Here is a 21111-nt window from a genome sequence, read left to right on the forward strand (position 1 = left end):
TTGAAAAAAGTAAAAAAAGTGATACGCCCTAAATTGGCGTACCACTTTTTTCAGTTACTGGGTTTTGTCCCAGCCCCATTATACGATATAAAAAGAGTTGGTAAAATAGTCTATAAGTGGCTCAGCCGTAGTCAATTTGGATTAATGGAATTCACACCGCAGGAGCTAAGGGAATCTACTAAGGACATCATGGAAATGTACGTAATTTCTGTATGTAAACTTTTTTCTGTAGCTAAAATCATCTCTTGTTCTATAAATACCCTTCTTTTATGTGGCTAATTAACTGCAATAACTTAGGAACTATTTTTTTGATATGATCTATTTCCAAATTTTCTACACCTCTTGGTATTAGCAAGACGATTTATATAGTCAGAAAGAACAGGTAAGCTATCAGATAAAAAATCAACTAATTCTTGCTTTCTATTCATTTCCACCAATGGAATTATGAAATTAGTTGATAAGTTAACGGATTAACTTTTAGGTGTTAATTTAACCCATAAGAAGTGGGTTCTTTTTTAATCATTAAACAGAACTAAAGTACGTATATAATAATAACAAATGTTCTTAAGGGTGGTCTTGTTATGAAAGGGTTACTTAATCGTTCTGAGGAAAATAAGCAAAAAATCAATATCTTTTAAATAGATAGCAATAACAACGTTACGGAGCGTTATATACGTGTTCTAGAAATACGCGAAAAAGAGTATATTGGCTTATTGTTTCTACCATAAAAAAGTAAGACATTTAAGTAAAAAAATATCCTTTCAGCTGGACCAGTACAGAAGAAAGTGGCGCGTGACGGTTAATTATTTCATAATTAAACCTAATTTGTAAATTCTGATTAAACCAATTATAATATTGATACAGGAGAATAAAAGGAGTGTTATCTTGCATTTTTATTTATTTATGCTCATTTCGGTCGTTGGTTTAATTGCTATTCTCTCGTTATCAATAGCAGGGGTATTAAGATACTTTAGAAGATAATATTTATTAAGATACCTAAATTATTTAAAGCTCTTTTTTGCTGAAGGAGCTTTTTACTTTTCAAATACAATTAACTCAACCGTATATTCATAGCAACAATATACATATTTGTAATTTCATTCTAAAAAAATACAAAGAGGAATGTAGTAGATTACATCCCCTTTGCAAGTAACACAAGTGTGTTCTATTATTTATTTTTTATTATGAGTACTAATAGTACAGCTACTAAGTAAAATAAACTTAAGTGAACACTGATTACGTAAATAATATATTTTATATAATAATTTGTAGTCAGGGGAAAACTATCTTTTCCATACTCCATAATGTTTTCGACAACACTAGGTACAAATATTGATATTACTGCAATAAGTAATATCAAATATAAATATGCTTTGTTCTTTCTGATAACAAGTCATCCCCTCTCATAGTAGAAAGTTAATTTAAATATACACGAATTTTTTAATATAGGAAACACCGACAGGTTTATATGCAGTAACGGTACCAGCAAATACAAAAGGAGCAAATAAGTCATTTCCTGTTGGTATATATAGATTTGATGTCAGGAGGGGTGGAATCCATAAATTGATCTTGAAATCGTCCAAATTGATATAAAAGATTTTTAGGACAGTTTTTTCCACTCCAATGATTATGTGGAACCACATTTTCTATAGGGATAACAAATTCATTCATAAGAGATCTAATTAATGTAGCAGGGCTCATATCCATAACCACCACTTCTACTCTTTGCCCATGTTCTTTCAAATAAGTCTCTACCGTTTCCTTTTTCCTATCCGGCAATATCTCCAGGGGTTTCCGATCCACCGGATCGGCAATAATAGTTTGGTATTTTTCTCCGTCTGAATCTCCCTTATATTCATCAATGGCGATTACAGAAGGCAACTCTTTTGTTTCCTTCAAAAAACTAGATCCCACTTCATCAAACCTACGCATTACAGTAGTTGAGGAAATGTTAAATCGAGAGGCAACAGATTTAAAGTTTTTTCCATGAATTAGCTCCAATGCAATAGCTTGCTTTAGTTCTTTAGACTGCCGTTGATAGCGTTCTACTAATGAGTTATTCTCATAAAAACGTTTTTCACAATTCGGTTGTTCACATTTATAGCGACGCGTACGGTAAAAAATAAGTGTTTCTCTTACAAACAGTTTTGAATGCTGGATCTTTTGCGTACGGTAATCATGCACCTTTTTTGTAAGCACATTACATACTGGACAACGATGGGGCTTAGCATCCAGTTCCACATGGAGCTGAAAAACTCCACCATTTTCAACTGTTTTTTTAATACGAAAGGCTTCTAAACCTGGTAAAGACATGTTAAAATTCACTTACACGCAACTCCTTTTGTTTTTGTTTTGTGGGTAAAACAAGTCTAACAAAATTCGGAGTTTGCGTGTTTTTATTTAGCTGAATTTTCTCAGTACCCCAACATATATTTTAGAGCCCAAAAAAATAAGCCACCTAATCGTTAGTTGAGCGATTCAACCAACGGATTAGAAGGCTTATCTGACGGAGTTTCACCTCCGCTATTAGACGTCCCAGGAGAGATTCGAACTCCCGACCCACAGCTTAGAAGGCTGTTGCTCTATCCAGCTGAGCTACTGGGACATAAAAATATGTATGGAGCGGGTGAAGGGAATCGAACCCTCGTCATCAGCTTGGAAGGCTGAGGTTTTACCATTAAACTACACCCGCATATCATTACTATGTATGAAAAAACAATTGATTAATAGTTACTCCGTTTTTAACGGACAAGAATCATTATATAAACTTATACAGCTTTTGTCAATAGTTTCTAATAAATAATTTTAATTTCATCCATCCTTGGAGCAATGTCCAGGATGGATGCGTATTTTGTTTTATAATGTAAACTCATACTGCAGATTATGAACTAATTCACCTTCAGTTGTATAGTAACGTAATAAGATATTTTCTTTCTTTTCCCATTCCATTATAGCGTATGTTTTCTCTTTGCGAACCCGGGGCAATCGTATACTACCTGGGTTAATTAATAATTGATCTCCACGTTGTTCTGCCCCTGCGATATGTGTGTGGCCAAAGCATATAATTTGTGCTCCTAATTCCTCTGCACGGTATGATATATGCATGAGATTCGTTTTAACTTGATGTAAATGACCATGAACTATTAAAAAGGTTAAACCGCCTATAGTAAGTGTCTGTTCTTCTGGATAACGTATGTCATGATCGCAGTTTCCAATAACTGTATAAAATCCATCCATTTCGTTCTCATCCAAATCCAATTCAGAATCTCCACAATGAAATCGATAATCCACATTGTGACGTTGTTTAATCTTATCTAATTCTTCCGTTAATCCATGACTATCGCTTAATATAAGTACTTTTGTCATCGAATCCACCTTATTCCTTAATTAGTAATCCGTGTTGTGTCACTGTATCTTCTAGCTGAACAATTGCATTTCTACGATGACTAATTTGATTTTTTTTATCCGATGATAACTGTGCCATTGTTTGCTGATAACCTTTAGGTATAAAAATTGGATCATAACCAAAACCATTTTCACCATATTGGTTATCGGCAATTCTCCCCTCACAATACCCTGTATAAAAACGTGTTTTAGACCCTGGAGATGCAATAGCAAGAACGCAAACGAATCTAGCAGTACGTTTAGCTTCAGGAATACCACGTAATTCCGATAGCACTTTTTCCATATTTAATTGATCATCTTTATGTTCCCCGGCATACCTTGCAGAATAAACACCGGGTCTACCATCTAATGCATCAATCACTAAACCAGAATCATCTGCAAGTACAGGTAATGATAATATGGAAGCTATTTCTTCTGCTTTTAAGGCAGCATTTTCTTTAAATGTTTCACCTGTTTCTTCTACATCTGGAAGGTCTTCTAAGTCATTTAAAGAAAGTGCCTTTAAGTTATAGGGCTTAAAAAACTCCTTAAACTCATTAGCCTTCCCTTTATTTTTCGTAGCAATGATGATTTGCTTCATTTGCTTTCTCCTTTTGCTGTAACACTTTCTCCAATTCTATTGGTGATATCTCCAAGTACTTCACGCTGCTTCATAATAATTGTCTGTATTCCCTGTTCAGCTAATTGCAGCAGTTCATTTAACTGTTTCATACTAAATGTCGCTTCTTCTCCTGTCCCTTGAATTTCTACAAATTCACCGGTACCTGTCATAACTATATTCATATCGACATGAGCTTTGGAATCTTCCTCATAGTTTAAATCTAATATCTCCATGCCATCTGGCAATACCCCCACAGATATTGCGGCAAGAAAATCAGTAATTGGCATTTTGGATAAGACTTTCCGACGAAGTAAACTTTCGAAGGCTAACACTACAGCCACAAATGCACCAGTAATGGAAGCAGTTCTTGTTCCACCATCCGCCTGAATGACATCACAGTCCACCCATACAGTCCGTTCTCCAATGCTGTCTAAATCAACAACAGAGCGTAAAGCTCTACCAATTAAGCGTTGTATTTCCATTGTTCTACCACTAACTTTTCCTTTTGAAGATTCTCTTATATTCCTCTGTTCGGTTGCTCTTGGTAACATTGCATATTCAGCAGTTATCCATCCCTTACCTTGACCGCGCATAAACGGAGGAACTCTGTCTTCTATACTTGCATTACATATTACTTTAGTATTCCCTACTTGAATTAACACGGAACCCTCTGGATGCTGTAGAAAATTCGGTGTGATTGTAACAGGACGTAAGCTGTTACGATTACGTTGATCAGTTCTCATCATAACTCCTCCTTAGTTCAACCATTAGCTTAACATATTTTTTGTTAAAAGCACTATTGAAATACACATAAATTACAGAAGGAAACAAGTGTCACTTGGGATTCTCATATCCAATCTAATAGCAGTAAGATGTGTATATTAGAAATACGGACAATAAGCTACTTACAATCTCACCTGGTATATGATAAACTATTGTCACTCGACATAAGTAGATCTCCTCTCGTTATTCGAAATTGGTTTGGTGGCCAGTTTCTTTATAACGTTTGGAGATTTTTTATTACATTCCTTGTTTTCACATAGCCTGTGGTTTTACATGCACTAAAAAGAAACGTAGCGACTGGAGCGAGTCAATAGAGATAAAGGAATCACGGTCCGACGATGACTTATCGCAGGGCGATTCGTGAGGTCGCCTAGTTTCTGGGCAACTGGAGCTGGACGCGGCTCAACACGCGCCTATTTATCCACACGGATTTCCTAGACTATAAAAAAGAGGCTTATCAAAGCCTCTTTTAGCTATAACTTCTCTGTCGGTATAAACTGCTGTTTCGTTACTGGTTCCGTATAAGCCTCACCATTTTCATTGACTAGTTCCTCTACACTTTCCACGTTAACCTGAACAGCTTCCACCCCCTGTACATTTGTCAACGTTCGAACTAGCGTTTCCATTACCTCATCAGCGATTACGGATTTATCCTGTTCTTTAAGTATAGATTCATTAAAATGTAGTTGTAAAACTCCATCTTTTAATGAAGGTTTACTCGTCAATGCAGCTGAATCATTAAAGACTTGCTTTACATTTGATTGAATTCCTGGACCCTTCAGTAAGTTCTTAACGATAGCACTGAACTCATCTACTTCCTCAGATGGTTCTACATACTGTGTCACAGGAATGTAGTATCGATTTTCATCATGCTCCGTTGGATAGTACATTGTGACCGTTTTACTTTGCATGAAGTCAGAAACCCCAGTATCACTTACATTAATTCCATTTTCCCTGGAATACCCTTCACCAATTGGTGTTCCATTAACTGGCATCTCTTTTAATGCCATTCCATCCATTTGTAATTGAACTTCCTCTACATTCTCAAATTGCGTTAAGGTATATGTTACGGCTTCTAGAACTTTTGTTTCATCCTTCGCTTCATAGTTTGCAAATTCTTTCGAAAAGTTAACTACCATTGTGCCATCTTCCTGCAAATTAATGCCTAGAACTTCAGTTCCTTCTGGTAGAACTGCTTGAAATCCGTTAGGAAGTAACTGGGAAATCGGTCCACCCTTTACTAAATATTCTAAAACCTGTGTAGCTACTTTATTCGATTCAGGAGTTGGTAATTCCAATGTTTGAGACGCTACCATTCCATTTGCATCAATTAAATACAGATCACGTGCTATTGTCTCTGAGACGTTGTCTTCATCCTCACTCTGTTCATTAGCTTTTGCATCTGAATCTTCCAGATTATCAACGGGCTCTGCATTTTGTGGAGGATCGATCATTTCCTCCTCCAAGGACTGCTCACCTTGAAAACACCCGGTTAATATAATGGACATTGTTACTGTACCCGCAATCAAAAAAATTCCGCGCTTCTGCATATCTTTCCCTCCTACGATGGTTTGTACTATTATATATACGAGCCCACTGCGAAAATAGACCAAGCAAAAATAAAAAAACAGGATTCTTAGCTTTAAGAATCCTGTAATTGATGGAGATATGCTTTTTCAATCGTTACCATTTGTAAGTAAGGCTCTTTAAAGATACTTTTGGATATTTCAATAAAAATTTCTAAGTCACCAGTGGTATAAAATTGGTGAACCGGATAAATATCATCTTTATTAAACAGTTGATGTACATCCAATATCGTACTCGTTTCCCTTGCCGTCTCCTCACTTGATGAGATAATTGTTATATGTTGTCCAATAACAGATTGGATAGTATCTTTAATTAACGGATAGTGCGTACATCCTAAGATCAACGTATCCATATTACTGTATTGTAATAATGGAGCTAACGTATCTTCAACAACTTCTATTGCCTGACTTCCTTCAAGTATCCCTTGTTCAACCATAGGTACGAACATGGGGCATGCTAGCGCATTAACCTCTAACTCGCTTTTAATATTTCTAAGTGCATTCGTATAAGCATGACTTCTAACAGTACCTTCTGTTCCAATAACACCAATATGATTATTTCTTGTAAATTTAATTGCTGCTCTTGCTCCAGGTTGAATAACACCAATTACCGGGATATCTAGTTCCTCTTTTAATGATTTTAATGTAAATGCAGTGGCCGTGTTACATGCGACAACAAGCATTTTTATATTTTTTTCCAGTAGAAAATCGACCATTTCCCACGTGAATTGCTTTACTTCTTCTTTTGATCTTGGTCCATAGGGACATCTAGCAGTATCACCTAAATAAATCAGCTTTTCTTTCGGTAGCTGCCTCATTAGTTCATGTGCTACGGTTAATCCCCCTACCCCAGAGTCAATGACCCCAATTGCCTGCTTCAACCATATCGCCTCTTCTTTGAAGTTTTATTTATCATCTATACTTATCATTTGCTCATGCAAGTATGAAAGTAATTCATGTAAGTCTTCCACTTGTTCTTCTGAAAAATTTTCAAGTACGTTGCCAAGATACTGCTGTCTCTTTTCAATCACCTCATGGATAATTGTTTTTCCTTTTTCAAGAACGTGAATACGTACTACTCTTCTGTCTTTAGCATCTCGTACTCTTTCAACAAGGTTATTATTTTCCATTCTATCTACTAAATCAGTTGTCGTGCTAAAAGCTAGACTAATCCGATTGGATAGTTCTCCGATCGTTAAATCCCCTTCCTCCAATAGCCATTGCAATGCAATGAACTGCGGAGAAGTAATTGGATAATTATTTAATATTTGTCGTCCCTTTTGTTTTATGATTCCTGAAATGTAGCGCATTCTTTTTTCAATCTTATTTATTGTATCTGTTGTTGCGTTTGATTTCAACATGTAACCTCCTAGAATTACTTCCCGTATATGACTATTTTACATAACGTACTGCAGTCCCGTAAAGTGATATTCATTTACAACCAAATAGGAAATAGTGCTACATTCATCCTATTCAAATCACGTGTATATTGATCGTTATTTTATTATAAGACATTCTGATTCCTATATTAAAATTTCTTTTAAATAAATCAATTACTACCACGACAAATGTACGCACCGTTTCCTTGATCCAACATAAGCTATAGTGACTAAATAATTTCCCTTCAATCTGCAGCTCTATTGACAGCAAGGAGGGGTTAACATTTGAAGGACAACGAGTATAAACCGAAGCAATTATTAACAAAACGTGAAAAAGAGGTTTTCGAGCTGTTAGTACAAGATAAAACAACAAAAGAAATTGCCCAGGAATTATTCATATCAGAAAAAACTGTCCGCAACCACATTTCAAATGCTATGCAAAAGCTAGGAGTTAAGGGGCGTTCACAGGCTGTAGTAGAGCTCCTTCGCATGGGGGAATTGAAGCTCTAATCAAATCGGCTTTCCTTATTGGAAAGCCGATTTAGGTTTGAGCATTTAATTTTTCACAAGCAATTCCTTCATTTCCTCTGGTAAAGAAACAGTTTCCCCCGTTTTTGGATTAATATATACTAATCTTCCCCGTCCCGTTAAGGCTATTTCTCCTTTCTCATTAAGAACCATATAATGCAGATCTAATGAGGTATTCCCGACATGGTTTGCTTTAACATAGACGTCAAAGGATTCATCAAAATACATTTGTTGTAAATAATCGCATTGTAAATCAGAAACAACAGGAATGGCTTCTGATTCTTTAATAAACATTCCCTTTGATTTTAAGAATTCAATTCTTGCTTCTTCAAAATAGATAAATGGTGATGTATTATTCACATGCCCAAATAAATCCGTCTCCGAAAAACGAACCTTAATCGGTATTGAGAAAGAAAACGTAGAACGCCAATGATCCATGTCTTCTATGTAAGCAATTCGCATCTCCCTTACCCCTTTCCATTTGTTAAACTTGTAAAAATGACCCCAGCCAATCTTGGCAGGGGCCATTTTATTTAACATTCATCATTAATGTGCATTGTCACTTCCAAAGAAGTTTTTAAATGCTTGAATATTTGTCGCACGGTTCATTGCTGCAATTGATGTTGTAAGCGGAATACCCTTCGGACATACTTGCACACAGTTTTGTGAGTTCCCGCAACCGTCAATTCCGCCATCTTCCATTAAACCGTTTAATCGTTCACTTGCATTCATTTCTCCAGTTGGATGAGCATTAAACAAGCGAGCTTGAGACAATGCTGCTGGACCAATGAAGTTAGATTTATCGTTTACATTCGGACAGGCTTCTAAACAAACACCACAACTCATACATTTAGATAATTCATAAGCCCATTGCCGCTTCTTCTCAGGCATCCTTGGTCCTGGTCCCAAATCATGTGTTCCGTCAATTGGAATCCAAGCTTTTACTTGTTTTAATGCATCAAACATACGTTCACGGTCAACGATTAGATCACGAACTACCGGAAACGTAGACATCGGTTCCAAACGGATAGGCTGCTCCAATTGATCTACTAGTGCGGCACATGACTGTCTAGCTGTTCCATTAATCACCATAGAACAAGCACCACATACTTCTTCTAAACAGTTCATATCCCATTGTACTGGTGATGTTTTCTTCCCATCAGCAGTAACTGGATTTTGACGAATTTCCATTAATCCAGAAATAACGTTCATATTTTTTTTGTAAGGAATGTTAAATGTTTCCTTATAAGGAGCAGAATCAGGGCCGGCTTGTCGAGTTATGATAAAAGTAACTGTCTTTTGTTCAGCCATTCTTACTTACTCCCTTCGCTTTTCTTTGTGTAATCACGTTTACGTGGTTTAATTAATGACACATCGACTTCTTCATACGTAATCTGAGGTGACTCAGTTTCTTTATCAAATTGAGCAATTGTCGTTTTTAACCATTCCTCATCATTTCGATCAGGGAATTCTGGTTTATAGTGGGCTCCACGACTTTCGTTACGGTTATATGCTCCTTGTGTAATAACTCGTGCTAAATGAAGCATATTTTTCAACTGACGAGTAAACATAACGCCTTGGTTGCTCCAACGCGATGTATCATTAATATTTATATTTTCCCACCGCTTAAGCAGTTCTTGAATTTTCTCATCTGTTTTTAATAACTTCTCATTGTCACGAACAACGGTAACATTATCTGTCATCCATTCACCAAGCTCTTTGTGAATTTGATAGGCATTTTCTTCCCCATCCATCTTCATTAGCTTTTCAAAGTCTTCTGTTGCCGCTTTGACATTAGACTCAAATAGTTCAGGCGATAAATCATCAACATGTTTATCTAACCCTTCAACGTATTTAATTGCATTCGGACCAGCAACTGAACCACCAAAAATGGCAGATAGTAAGGAGTTAGCCCCTAAACGGTTACCGCCGTGTTGTGAATAATCACATTCTCCAGCTGCAAATATTCCTGGAATGTTTGTCATTTGGTCATAATCTACCCATAGACCACCCATTGAATAATGAACTGCTGGGAATATCTTCATTGGAACTTTACGAGGGTCTTCACCGACAAATTTCTCATATATCTCAATAATACCGCCAAGCTTAATATCAAGTTCTTTCGGATCCTTATGGGATAAATCCAAATAAACCATATTTTCCCCGTTAATTCCTAGTTTTTGATTTACACAAACATCAAAAATTTCTCGGGTCGCAATATCACGTGGTACGAGGTTTCCGTAAGCTGGATATTTCTCCTCAAGAAAATACCAAGGCTCACCGTCTTTATACGTCCAAACTCGTCCACCCTCACCACGAGCAGATTCACTCATTAAACGTAATTTGTCATCTCCAGGAATGGCTGTTGGGTGAATTTGAATAAATTCACCATTTGCATATTTTGCTCCTTGTTGATACAAAATACTAGCAGCTGAACCTGTGTTAATAACGGAGTTCGTGGACTTACCAAAGATAATTCCAGGACCTCCAGTTGCGAATATCGTCGCATCAGATGGGAAGGCCTTAATTTCATGTGACTTAATGTCTTGCGCTACAATCCCTCTTCCAACACCTTCTTCATCAATGACGGCATGAACGAACTCCCAATTTTCATATTTCGTTACAAGTCCTTCTACTTCATAGCGACGAACCTGCTCATCTAGCGCATACAATAATTGCTGTCCTGTAGTTGCCCCTGCATATGCTGTACGATGGTGCTGTGTTCCACCAAAACGTCGGAAATCTAGCAATCCTTCTGCCGTCCGGTTAAACATAACACCCATTCTATCTAGCATATGGATAATGCTTGGCGCTGCATCACACATCGCTTTAACAGGTGGTTGGTTCGCAAGAAAGTCACCACCATATACAGTATCATCAAAATGGATATAAGGAGAATCCCCTTCTCCCTTCGTATTTACTGCACCATTAATACCGCCTTGGGCACATACAGAGTGAGAGCGCTTTACAGGTACAATGGAGAATAAATCAACATTGACTCCTGCTTCGGCCGCTTTTATAGTTGCCATTAATCCAGCCAACCCTCCACCGACGATGGCTATTTTTCGATTACTCATAATAGATGCTCACTCCCTTGTTCTTTAGTTAAACTCCGTATGCAAATGTAATTAACGTTCTTACACCAACATAGCTCAATGCTAAAAACACTACGACCGTTGCATATGTAGCAATTTTTTGGGACTTCGGTGATTGCGTAATACCCCATGTCACGAAGAAGCTCCAAAGTCCGTTTGCGAAATGGAAAACAGTTGCTATTAATCCAATAATGTAGAACCAGAACATGAATGGGCTAGAAAGTATTCCTTCCATTAAGCTATAATCTGCTCCCTGAGAACCAATCTGAATTCTTGTTTCCCAAACGTGCCATACAATGTAGACAAAGGTAATAATTCCTGTTACACGTTGTAAGACGAACATCCAATTTCGGAAAAAACCATAGTTTTTCGTATTGCTTCGTGCTACAAATACAATATAAACCCCTAGAATAGCATGAAACAAGATAGGCAGGTAAATGACTACGAATTCCAATAAGAGTCGAAATGGTAAACCGTGCATAAAGTCTGCTGCCTTGTTAAAGTTTTCTTCACCATACACAGCAAAATGATTCACCACTAAGTGCTGAACCAAAAATATTCCAATTGGAATTACGCCTAGTAACGAGTGTAATCTTCTAGTTAGAAATTCACGATGCTCTGCCAATGTGTTACCCCCCTTTAGTTTAATCAATGTTAGTTTCATTTTTATCACATCACATCAACCTAATTAGAAAAGCTTGGCGCATTGCCAAGACTGATGGTGAAAAGTCTATGTTTAGATATACTTTTCTTTACTGTTTCACAGCGTGTAAAATAATAAAAATTGATGAGGTTGATAATGTACAATTTGTGACATGTTTATTGTACTTCTATCTCCATAAAGCGTCAAGAAAACGGTACCTAAAAATGAAGAATTATGTATATCCATAATATGAACTAAAAACTGAATCAATTTCCTTTGTATACTTGCGAAATCGGTACAATATATAGATAATAATAGTAGTAGCTATGAAGTACATAATTCGTTAGTCTTTTAAGCTATGATTTAGAGAGGATGACATTCATGACAAACAAAACTGACACAACGATTACCGTTTCCCAGATGGAAGAATTACATACGGCAGGTGCCGGTTATGATATTCTACGCTACGTAGGTTTACCAGAATTATTAGGAAGAGAATCTCATACTCTCTTATATTTCATGGGAAGAAAACTAGCACGGAAGTTTGAATTAAGTACAATGGGAGATATTTTCATTATTTTTGAAAATTTAGGTTGGGGACAATTGGAACTAGTTAAAAACAAAAAGAAAGAAATGGTGTTTCAGTTAATGTCGGATTCAATTGTTCAACGATTAAAGGCACCATTTGAAGCTGACTTTCGATTAGAGGCTGGCTTTTTAGCCGAAGCATTGCAAATGACAGAAAACTGTGATTGTGAATGTGTCGAATCCGTTCATTCACGCATTCACCAGGTAGAATTTACAGCTGTGCTAAGCAGATAGTAAAAGAGGTTGTCTCAAGAGTCTATTTTTTGAGAGGTCTTTCTATGTTTGTAAATAACGAATGTTTATACTTCGGAATATAGCGTTTGTCAACATGGCAAATAGTAGCAGCAAAGGGCCGAACAGATTTAAAATTCTAGTTCGGCTTTTGCTTTAGCTAAGATATATGCTTGCTCCAGACGCAAATTATGTTTTAGGACGATTTTGGGACAATTCTTCTTCATTTTCTGGGCTATTTAAATAAGTAATGATTTCATTTGCTGTATTCTTTGGTATGCCTAGCTTAGTAAATTCCTTTATCTCTGCCTTTTTAATTTCAGTAATCGATTTAAAATGCGTTAAGAGCAGCTTTCTCCTTTTTTCACCAATACCTGGGATTTTATCTAATTCTGACTGAAACACATTTTTCCCACGTAACTGTCTATGAAAAGAGATAGCAAAACGATGTACTTCTTCCTGTACTCTCTGAACAAGATAAAATTCCTGTGATTTCCTATCCAATGGTACGACAACTGGTGGTACACCGTATAATAATTCACTGGTTTTATGCTTATCATCCTTTGCTAAACCGCATAAAGGAATATCAAGTCCAAGTTCATTTTCGAGAACGTCTAGTGCCGCGCTCATTTGACCTTTCCCTCCATCAACGATGATCAGGTCTGGTAATGGTAGGTTTTCTTTCAAGACCCTCGTATATCTTCGACGGATAACCTCTCGCATCGTTTCATAGTCATCTGGCCCCTCAACATCTCGAATCTTATATTTTCTATATTCTTTCTTATTTGGTTTTCCATCAATGAAAACAACCATGGCAGATACTGGATCTGTACCTTGTATATTGGAATTATCGAATGCTTCTATTCGATGGGGTGTTTCAATATTTAGTCGTTCGCCTAAATGCTCTACTGCAACAATTGTCCGTTCTTCATCCCTTTCGATGATCGAAAATTTTTCCTTCAACGAAATTTTTGCATTCTCAGTAGCGAGTTCAACTAACTCTTTTTTTCGCCCCCGATAGGGTGTATGAACATCAATATCCAAAAGATCCTTCAGTAAGTCTACATTTGTGCCCAATGGTACAAGAACTTGTTTTGGCTTCGGATGATTCTGATGTAGATAGAACCTACCAATATAGCTAATAAATGTTTCCTCTGCCTCGTCAAAGAAAGGAAATACGGCAACATCACGTTCTATTAATTTCCCCTGCCTAATAAAGAATACTTGAATACACATCCACCCTTTATCAAAGCTATAACCAAATATATCCCGATCAGTCTGGTCATTCATGGTCATCTTCTGTTGCTCCATGACAGATTCAATATGTTGTATTTGGTCCCTCAATTCCTTAGCTCTCTCAAAATTTAACTGTTCACTTGCCTCATACATTTTCTGTGATAAATCACGTTTAATGGATGTATAACCGCCGTGTAAAAAGGAGGATACATTCTGAACAATCTCATCATATGCCTCTTTCGTCGGTGGTGTTTCACTACATGCAAAACATTGATCCATATGATAATAAAGACATGGGCGCCCCGGTGGATTATTACACTTTCTAAGCGGATAAAGTCGATCAAGTAATTTTTTGGTTTCTCTAGCAGCGATGACATTTGGGTAAGGTCCAAAATATTTCCCTTTATCTTTTTTAACTTTTCTTGTTATGAGCAAGCGTGGATGCCGTTCAGAAGTTATCTTTAGATATGGGTACGATTTATCATCCTTTAGCATGACATTGTATTTCGGATCGTATTTTTTTATTAAATTCATTTCTAAAATGAGTGCTTCGATTTCCGATGATGTTACAATATATTCAAAGCTTTCAATCTCTTGAACCAACCGCTGCGTCTTACGATCATTTGCTCCAGTAAAGTAGGAGCGAACCCTATTTTTTAAAAGCTTCGATTTGCCGACATATATCACCGTTTCATGCTTATCCTTCATAATGTAGCACCCTGGTTTAGCTGGGAGCACTGCAAGCTTTTCTTTAATTAACTGATTCATAAGTTCATCCAATCCCTTTAGAAAATCCCTTGTTACATCTGCAACAAGGGATTTATCAATTTCATACATTCTATTTATTAGTATACAATGTTTAGGCGTGTTTGTTAATTAAATCTACTAGAGCTTCTTTTGGTTGAAAACCGATAACTTGGTCAACAACATTTCCATCTTTAAATAGTAATAAAGTTGGTATGCTCATTACACCATATTTACCAGCAGTTTCTTGGTTTTCATCTACATCTAATTTAACAATTTGTACTTTGTCTTCCATTTCTCCATCAATTTCTTCAAGTACTGGTGCAATCATTTTACAAGGGCCACACCAAGGCGCCCAAAAATCTACTAGTACTAAACCCTCAGCAGTTTCTTTAGAAAAGTTTTGATCAGTTACATTTATAATCGCCATTATATTACTCCTCCTAATATGAAGCTTAATTCTTACGTTGAGTATATCATCGTTAGTATAACCTTACTAATAATTTGCTTATGCGTATATGAGTTATAAAAATTTCTTTTATTGCTGTTATTTAAAGCATTCACCTCACTGCCTTAAACTGCTGATATTAGTTGAGAAGCTACATGACCTAACTTCGTTTTTTCTTGCCCGCGGGAAGCGTCCTAACCATACTCATAACTTATAGCTAGTTTGATTACTCGGACAAGCAGCGAATGATATGTACATCTTCTTGCAACCTGAAATAGCAAAACATAACGAAGCCAATGATCCGTATGTTTTTTTCATTATTATTCTCACAACTCATCAAGCAATAAAAACACGAGCAGTGTCTAAATAAGATCGGTTAACCTGTCTTTTCGCATTATAAAAATAACTGCCGAGAATGACTACTCGACAGCTTAAAATATAACTATTACCATAGGTTTCATTAAAATTAGCTATTCGTTATTCCTTCTTGTAGCTTTTTCACTTCTTCAATTAATAATGGTATTACTTCAAATAAATCTCCAACAATGCCGTAGTCAGCTACATTGAAGATATTTGCTTCAGGGTCCTTATTAATAGCAACGATTACTTTAGAATTCGACATCCCCGCTAGATGTTGAATAGCCCCTGATATACCTACAGCAATGTATAGATCTGGTGTTACAACTTTACCAGTCTGCCCTATTTGCAATGAATAATCACAATACTCTGCATCACAAGCCCCGCGTGAAGCTCCTACCGCTCCACCTAATACTTCTGCCAATTCATAAAGTGGTTTAAATCCATCCTCACTCTTAACACCACGTCCACCTGCAACGATTACATTAGCTTCTGATAAATCAACACCTTCTGATGCTTTTCTTACCACATCTTTAATAACCGTGCGAATATCTGTAATGTCTAAATTCTTTGGCGTGATTTCTCCCGAACGTGCTTCATCCCGATTTAATGCAGGTATATTGTTTGGACGAATCGTAAAGAACGTGATACCATCCGTAATTATTTTCTTCTCAAATGCCTTACCTGAATATATTGGTCGAACGAACTGAATTTTATCCCCTTCAACCTCAATATCTACCGCATCAGAAATTAATCCTGTTTCTAATTTACTGGCAATTTTCGGGGTTAAATCCTTACCGATGGATGTGTGTCCCATTACAATACTTTTTGGCGACTCTTCATGAATAACAGCTAAAACCGCTTGCCCAAATCCTTCAGATGTATAGGCTGTTAAGCTATCATGAGAGATCGTTACGACACGATCAGCACCATAATAAATCATCTCTTTTCCTAGTTCCTCTAACTCACCAGACCCACAAATAACGCCGACTAATTCTGCTTCAGCATCTACCTTTTTTGCAGCTGCAATAGCTTCATAAGATACATTCCGTAATGAACCGTCTTTTGTTTCCCCAATTACTACTATTTTTTCACTCACGTAACTTTCTCCTCTCTGTCATAAGAAATTACAGTACTTTTGATTCATTCTTTAATAATGAAACCAATTCTACTACTTGCTCGTTAAGCTCACCTTCAAGCACTCGGCCAGCCTCTTTTTCAGGTGGTAAAAAGATATCAATAGTTTTTGTTTTCGGCTCTACATCATCTTCGTCTAAATCTAAATCATCAATTTCCAGTTCTTCTAATGGCTTCTTCTTGGCTTTCATAATACCTGGTAGTGACGGGTAACGTGGTTCATTTAGTCCTTGCTGACACGTTACTAAAACAGGAAGTGACGTCTCAATAATTTCCACATCACCCTCTACATCTTTTTCAATGTTTACGACCTCGCCATCAATTTTTAGACTAGTGATTGTTGTTACATAAGGAATACCCAACGCTTCCGCAAGGCGGGGACCAACTTGCCCGCTTGCTTCATCAATAGCCACATTTCCTGCTAAGATGAGATCTGCTTCTTTATCTTCAAAAAACGCTTCCAAAATTTTAGCAGTTGTATACTGATCCCCGCTCTCCAAATCATCCTCCGTATTAATTAATACCGCCTTATCTGCCCCCATTGCTAAAGCAGTCCGTAGTTGCTTTTCGGAATCCTCATCCCCAATAGTTACTACTGTAACTTCACCACCGTGTTCATCTCGTTGATTAATTGCTTCTTCTACCGCATATTCATCATAGGGATTAATGATAAATTCTGCTCCATCATCTTCGATTTGACCGTGAGAAACATTAATTTTTTCTTCCGTATCAAACGTCTTTTTTAATAATACGTAAATATTCATTTCATTTTCCTCCTTCAATCTACTTATCCTGGAAGTTTGGTTTGCGTTTTTCAACAAACGCCTGTACGCCTTCTTTTGCATCATCCGTTCCAAATATCTGTCCAAAAGCCTTTGCTTCTGCATCAACACCTGAAGCAAAGTTTCCAGTCTTGGCAAAAGGAATTAATTGCATAACATGATTAATCGTTGGTTTACTCTTAATAATTACCTTTTCTGCTAATTGTCTTACTTCCTGTTCTAACATATCCTCATCTACCACTTTATTTGCCAATCCTAAGGAATATGCTTCCTTACCACTAATTGGTTCACCACTTAAAATCATTTCATACGCCTTTGCTGTTCCAACATATTGTGGGAGTCGTTGTGTACCAGCAAATCCAGGAATAATTCCCAATGTTAACTCAGGTAGACCTAATTTTGCATTTTCAGTTACAATTCGCATGTGACAGGCCATGGATAATTCAAGTCCTCCCCCCAAAGCGGCTCCATGTATTGCCGCAATGACCGGTACAGAGAAATGCTCAATACGATCAAATAATTCCTGCCCTTTTTTTGCTAACAATTCATAATCAGAGGCTGCTTGTAATGAAGTAAATTCTTTAATATCAGCACCTGCTGAAAAGAATTTACCGTCTCCTCTAAGTATGATTGCTTTTACGCTAATATCCTCTTCGATCTGATCTAATCTAGTAGAAAGATCACGCAATAGAGTACTAGATAAAGCGTTTGCAGGAGGGCTTTTAATAGTTAAGTAAGCAATATGGTTAACTACCTCAAAATCTAATGTATTCATTAGTCCATCTCCCCTATCTTAAATTGTACACATCACTCTTTTGCTTACGAATTAGCAAGGCCTTCAGTCAATAGAGCATGAACTTCATATGCTTGTTTTACTAAGTCATACTTGCGTTCTTTCATCACCCAATTTGTAACCGTTTCATCTAGTGTACCAAAAATCATCTGACGAACAAGAGGTATATTCAAACTATTTCGGAAAACACCTTCCTTCATACCCTCTTCAATAATGGAATCAATTACTGTTAAATATGGCTTTAACACCTTATTAATTTCTAATCGTAATTCAGGATTTGATTGACGAAGTTCTAGCTGTGTTACAACTGCTAACTGTGGATTCTCTGCAAGTTGTGTAAAATGCATTTGAATTAATTCCAATAACTTTTTATTTGCATCTTGTTTGTCTTGAATGGATACAGTTATCTGATTAATAAATTGACCCATTTTTTCTTCAAATACTGAAATAAGTATGTCTTCCTTATTTTTAAAATATAAATAGATCGTCCCATCAGCTACACCAGCTTTTTTGGCAATCTTCGAAACCTGTGATGCATGATAACCGTTTTCTGCAATAACCTCAACGGCTGCTTCTATAATTTGTTTATACTTTGGTCTATTTTTATTCATGTTTCTCTCCTTACAACTGCACATAAAATGAATGATTATTCATTCATTATCTTAACTTCTTTTTAAAACGATGTCAATAGATAGCTTGTACAGTTTTCAGGAAAAAAAGAGCTAACGCTCAAATTGTTTTTATATCTTCTTTTTCAGCGACCTCTTCTTCCTCTACCAATTGTCTTCTTAATATTTTACCAACTGCTGTTTTCGGTAGTTCATCGCGGAATTCATATCTCTTTGGTACTTTATATGCTGCCAAATGCTTCCGACAATATGTGTTTAATTCAGCTTCTGTCAGTTTATAACCATCCTTTAAGACTACATAAGCCTTTACGGTTTCACCACGATATAGATCTGGAATACCGGCTACAACAGCTTCTTGTATCCCCTCATGCTCATATAAAACCTCTTCTACTTCTCGAGGATAAATATTATATCCACCAGCAATAATCATATCCTTTTTGCGATCAACAATGTAAAAATAACCATCTTCTGTTTGATATCCTAAGTCACCAGTAAATAACCATCCATCTTTCAGTACTTGATCCGTCTCCTCTTGATTATTCCAGTATCCCTTCATAATTTGTGGACCTTTAACGGCTATTTCACCGACTTCACCTATTTCAGCTTCATCCATCGTTTCCATGTTCAAAATTTTAGCATCTGTATCTGGCCATGGAACTCCGATACTTCCATTTCTACGCTCATGCCAAACAAAATTTGCATGAGTAACCGGTGAGGATTCTGTTAGACCATAGCCTTCCACAAGTTTCCCTCCAGTTACTTTTTCAAATTGCTCCTGAATCTCAGTGGGCAATGGCGCCGAACCGCTAATACACGCTTCTATAGAAGAAAGATCGTAATCTAATAAATTAGGGTGATTTAATAAACCTACATATATCGTTGGTGCACCGGGAAATAAAGTTGGTTTCTGTTTATGAATCGTTTTTAATACTTCACCAGCATCAAACTTTGGAAGGAGTATCATTTTTGCACCAATTAAAATGGAGTTATTCATTACTGCCGTCATTCCATATACATGGAAAAAAGGTAAGACGCCTAATACAATTTCTTCTCCTGGCTTTGTTTTGTAGATCCAAGCATCACACATTTCCACATTAGAGACTAAATTATAGTGAGTTAGCATAACCCCTTTAGGGTGGCCAGTTGTACCACCAGTGTATTGCAATAAAGCGAGATCTTCTATAGGATTAATTTCTACAGCTTCAAAAGAGCTCAGAGCTACATCCATAATATGTTCCCAAACATGCGTTTCTTCACTTTGCTCGACCTTAACCACCATATTATATTGTCTTTTTTGGATATACGGATAAATGAGGTTTTTAGGGAAAGGTAAATAATCTTTGATGCAAGCTACAATGGTATGTCTGATATCCGTGTTACCTTTTACATTGGTGACTCGAGGTAATAAAATATCTAAGCAAACGATGAAGGTAGCTCCAGAATCGATAAGCTGATACTGTAACTCTCTTTCTTTATAAAGTGGATTGGTTTGCACTACTATTCCGCCTGCCATTAGCGCACCGTAATAGCTTATAACGGATTGCGGACAGTTTGGAAGCATAATGGCAATCCTATCACCCTTTCTCATACCAAGGGACTGCAAGTAATTTGCCATTTGAGTTGCCTGCGTGTGTAGTTCCTTATAAGTCATCTCTTTTCCCATAAAATGAAGCGCTTTCTTTTTAGGGAATTGTTTAGCGCTTTTTTCTAAAAAAGCATATAATGGCTTTTCATCGTAAGCAATTCTAGTCTTTATTTCTGGTGGGTAATGCTGATGCCAGCTTTTTTCATATACCAAGCTCTTCTCCTCCTTTTACCTTATTTTATACCTATTATACCGATTAATTTCTAATTTTTAAATTTTTATATAAATTTTTTTCAAAAAAGGGGCTGGGACAAAACCCAGTAGAATAAAAAGTGGTACTCGCCAATAATTTGGTGAGTACCACTTTTTTGAGATTTATGTACGCAAAAGGGATACCTTCTGGTAAAGTTAAAGTAACCACACCAAAACAGAACCGGAGGTATCCCTTATGTTTAAACATTATACCATGAATCAAGTCGTTTTGCCTTTAGATTTTGAAATGAAATTACAAGAAAATGATATCGCCTATGCAGTTAACCATATTGTAGAACATATCCCAGA

The 21111-nt window shown here is 36.7% G+C and carries 21 protein-coding genes and 2 tRNA genes; 3 read left to right on the forward strand and 20 right to left on the reverse strand.

The annotated features are described in order from the left end of the window. Positions 1–279, forward strand: a 279-nt coding sequence (locus Q1A47_RS14310) for a hypothetical protein (protein WP_299632395.1), incomplete at its 5' end; no start/stop codon positions are given. 1230 nt (positions 280–1509) lie between these two features. On the opposite strand, the gene Q1A47_RS14315 is transcribed toward Q1A47_RS14310, so the two are convergent. The 9 genes from Q1A47_RS14315 to Q1A47_RS14355 all read right to left on the reverse strand — a co-directional run bounded on the left by Q1A47_RS14315 (position 1510) and on the right by Q1A47_RS14355 (position 7736). Beyond that, positions 1510–2325 (reverse strand): helix-turn-helix domain-containing protein, encoded by an 816-nt coding sequence (locus tag Q1A47_RS14315; RefSeq protein WP_166530864.1) that lies wholly within the window; start codon positions 2323–2325, stop codon positions 1510–1512. A 206-nt stretch (positions 2326–2531) separates the two neighbouring features. Continuing rightward, positions 2532–2605 (reverse strand) — tRNA-Arg (locus tag Q1A47_RS14320). A 13-nt stretch (positions 2606–2618) separates the two neighbouring features. Next, a tRNA-Gly gene (locus Q1A47_RS14325) sits at positions 2619–2692 on the reverse strand. A gap of 164 nt (positions 2693–2856) precedes the next feature. Further along, a complete protein-coding gene (locus Q1A47_RS14330) occupies positions 2857–3366 on the reverse strand; it encodes a metallophosphoesterase (protein WP_026681372.1) in 510 nt (169 codons plus the stop codon). 10 nt (positions 3367–3376) lie between these two features. After that, the gene (locus Q1A47_RS14335; protein WP_026681373.1) at positions 3377–3985 is read right to left on the reverse strand and encodes an XTP/dITP diphosphatase; all 609 of its coding nucleotides are present in this window, start codon (positions 3983–3985) and stop codon (positions 3377–3379) included. Further along, positions 3982–4749, reverse strand: coding sequence for a ribonuclease PH (rph, locus tag Q1A47_RS14340; protein ID WP_026681374.1), 768 nt, complete (start codon positions 4747–4749; stop codon positions 3982–3984). Before rph ends, Q1A47_RS14335 begins: the two co-directional genes overlap by 4 nt. A gap of 513 nt (positions 4750–5262) precedes the next feature. Continuing rightward, positions 5263–6339, reverse strand: a complete 1077-nt coding sequence (locus Q1A47_RS14345) for a GerMN domain-containing protein (protein ID WP_166530863.1) — start codon at positions 6337–6339, stop codon at positions 5263–5265. Positions 6340–6431: 92 nt separating this feature from the next. Then, positions 6432–7256, reverse strand: a complete 825-nt coding sequence (gene racE / locus Q1A47_RS14350; RefSeq protein ID WP_026681376.1) for a glutamate racemase — start codon at positions 7254–7256, stop codon at positions 6432–6434. Positions 7257–7280: 24 nt separating this feature from the next. Next, entirely contained in the window at positions 7281–7736 is a 456-nt protein-coding gene (locus Q1A47_RS14355; protein ID WP_200862553.1) for a MarR family winged helix-turn-helix transcriptional regulator, read from the reverse strand. Between the two features lie 303 nt (positions 7737–8039). On the opposite strand from Q1A47_RS14355, the gene Q1A47_RS14360 reads away from it, so the two are divergent. After that, positions 8040–8264, forward strand: coding sequence for a response regulator transcription factor (locus tag Q1A47_RS14360; RefSeq protein ID WP_010651078.1), 225 nt, complete (start codon positions 8040–8042; stop codon positions 8262–8264). A 45-nt stretch (positions 8265–8309) separates the two neighbouring features. On the opposite strand, the gene Q1A47_RS14365 is transcribed toward Q1A47_RS14360, so the two are convergent. The 4 genes from Q1A47_RS14365 to Q1A47_RS14380 form a co-directional block, all read right to left on the reverse strand. After that, positions 8310–8744: a thioesterase family protein gene (locus tag Q1A47_RS14365; protein WP_026681378.1), complete on the reverse strand. Its 435-nt coding sequence runs from the start codon at positions 8742–8744 to the stop codon at positions 8310–8312. An 84-nt stretch (positions 8745–8828) separates the two neighbouring features. Then, entirely contained in the window at positions 8829–9593 is a 765-nt protein-coding gene (sdhB, locus tag Q1A47_RS14370) for a succinate dehydrogenase iron-sulfur subunit (protein WP_026681379.1), read from the reverse strand. Between the two features lie 2 nt (positions 9594–9595). Beyond that, positions 9596–11359 (reverse strand): succinate dehydrogenase flavoprotein subunit, encoded by a 1764-nt coding sequence (sdhA, locus tag Q1A47_RS14375; protein ID WP_166530862.1) that lies wholly within the window; start codon positions 11357–11359, stop codon positions 9596–9598. Between the two features lie 28 nt (positions 11360–11387). Further along, the gene (locus tag Q1A47_RS14380; protein ID WP_026681381.1) at positions 11388–12002 is read right to left on the reverse strand and encodes a succinate dehydrogenase cytochrome b558 subunit; all 615 of its coding nucleotides are present in this window, start codon (positions 12000–12002) and stop codon (positions 11388–11390) included. A gap of 399 nt (positions 12003–12401) precedes the next feature. Here Q1A47_RS14380 and Q1A47_RS14385 point away from each other — a divergent pair, with 399 nt between their 5' ends. Then, positions 12402–12842 carry a YslB family protein gene (locus tag Q1A47_RS14385; protein WP_026681382.1) on the forward strand — a complete coding sequence of 147 codons (441 nt, stop codon included), beginning with the start codon at positions 12402–12404 and terminating at the stop codon, positions 12840–12842. 186 nt (positions 12843–13028) lie between these two features. Here the strand turns inward: Q1A47_RS14385 and uvrC are convergent, their stop codons facing one another. From uvrC to Q1A47_RS14420, 7 genes are all read right to left on the reverse strand, one after another. Then, positions 13029–14843, reverse strand: a complete 1815-nt coding sequence (uvrC, locus tag Q1A47_RS14390; protein WP_026681383.1) for an excinuclease ABC subunit UvrC — start codon at positions 14841–14843, stop codon at positions 13029–13031. A 91-nt stretch (positions 14844–14934) separates the two neighbouring features. Continuing rightward, a complete protein-coding gene (gene trxA, locus Q1A47_RS14395; protein WP_026681384.1) occupies positions 14935–15249 on the reverse strand; it encodes a thioredoxin in 315 nt (104 codons plus the stop codon). A 484-nt stretch (positions 15250–15733) separates the two neighbouring features. Next, positions 15734–16723 (reverse strand): electron transfer flavoprotein subunit alpha/FixB family protein, encoded by a 990-nt coding sequence (locus Q1A47_RS14400; RefSeq protein ID WP_026681385.1) that lies wholly within the window; start codon positions 16721–16723, stop codon positions 15734–15736. A gap of 28 nt (positions 16724–16751) precedes the next feature. Beyond that, positions 16752–17525 (reverse strand): electron transfer flavoprotein subunit beta/FixA family protein, encoded by a 774-nt coding sequence (locus tag Q1A47_RS14405; RefSeq protein WP_026681386.1) that lies wholly within the window; start codon positions 17523–17525, stop codon positions 16752–16754. A gap of 19 nt (positions 17526–17544) precedes the next feature. Beyond that, positions 17545–18318: an enoyl-CoA hydratase gene (locus Q1A47_RS14410; protein WP_026681387.1), complete on the reverse strand. Its 774-nt coding sequence runs from the start codon at positions 18316–18318 to the stop codon at positions 17545–17547. 44 nt (positions 18319–18362) lie between these two features. Further along, positions 18363–18947, reverse strand: a complete 585-nt coding sequence (locus Q1A47_RS14415; protein ID WP_026681388.1) for a TetR/AcrR family transcriptional regulator — start codon at positions 18945–18947, stop codon at positions 18363–18365. A gap of 118 nt (positions 18948–19065) precedes the next feature. Next, complete coding sequence (locus Q1A47_RS14420) at positions 19066–20763, reverse strand: long-chain-fatty-acid--CoA ligase (protein ID WP_026681389.1); 1698 nt, start codon at positions 20761–20763, stop codon at positions 19066–19068. Positions 20764–21111 lie beyond the last annotated feature (348 nt).

The sequence above is a fragment of the uncultured Virgibacillus sp. genome, assembly GCF_947495635.1.
Classification (GTDB): Bacteria; Bacillota; Bacilli; order Bacillales; family Amphibacillaceae; genus Virgibacillus; species Virgibacillus salarius.

Bases quoted from the DNA above. Each gene is read 5' to 3' on its own strand.
- Q1A47_RS14330 (WP_026681372.1), bottom strand. From the start codon at position 3,366: ATGACAAAAGTACTTATATTAAGCGATAGTCATGGATTAACGGAAGAA.
- Q1A47_RS14335 (WP_026681373.1), bottom strand. From the start codon at position 3,985: ATGAAGCAAATCATCATTGCTACGAAAAATAAAGGGAAGGCTAATGAG.
- rph (WP_026681374.1), bottom strand. From the start codon at position 4,749: ATGAGAACTGATCAACGTAATCGTAACAGCTTACGTCCTGTTACAATC.
- Q1A47_RS14345 (WP_166530863.1), bottom strand. From the start codon at position 6,339: ATGCAGAAGCGCGGAATTTTTTTGATTGCGGGTACAGTAACAATGTCC.
- Q1A47_RS14355 (WP_200862553.1), bottom strand. From the start codon at position 7,736: ATGTTGAAATCAAACGCAACAACAGATACAATAAATAAGATTGAAAAA.
- Q1A47_RS14365 (WP_026681378.1), bottom strand. From the start codon at position 8,744: ATGCGAATTGCTTACATAGAAGACATGGATCATTGGCGTTCTACGTTT.
- sdhB (WP_026681379.1), bottom strand. From the start codon at position 9,593: ATGGCTGAACAAAAGACAGTTACTTTTATCATAACTCGACAAGCCGGC.
- sdhA (WP_166530862.1), bottom strand. From the start codon at position 11,359: ATGAGTAATCGAAAAATAGCCATCGTCGGTGGAGGGTTGGCTGGATTA.
- Q1A47_RS14385 (WP_026681382.1), top strand. From the start codon at position 12,402: ATGACAAACAAAACTGACACAACGATTACCGTTTCCCAGATGGAAGAA.
- uvrC (WP_026681383.1), bottom strand. From the start codon at position 14,843: ATGAATCAGTTAATTAAAGAAAAGCTTGCAGTGCTCCCAGCTAAACCA.
- trxA (WP_026681384.1), bottom strand. From the start codon at position 15,249: ATGGCGATTATAAATGTAACTGATCAAAACTTTTCTAAAGAAACTGCT.
- Q1A47_RS14405 (WP_026681386.1), bottom strand. From the start codon at position 17,525: ATGAATATTTACGTATTATTAAAAAAGACGTTTGATACGGAAGAAAAA.
- Q1A47_RS14410 (WP_026681387.1), bottom strand. From the start codon at position 18,318: ATGAATACATTAGATTTTGAGGTAGTTAACCATATTGCTTACTTAACT.
- Q1A47_RS14415 (WP_026681388.1), bottom strand. From the start codon at position 18,947: ATGAATAAAAATAGACCAAAGTATAAACAAATTATAGAAGCAGCCGTT.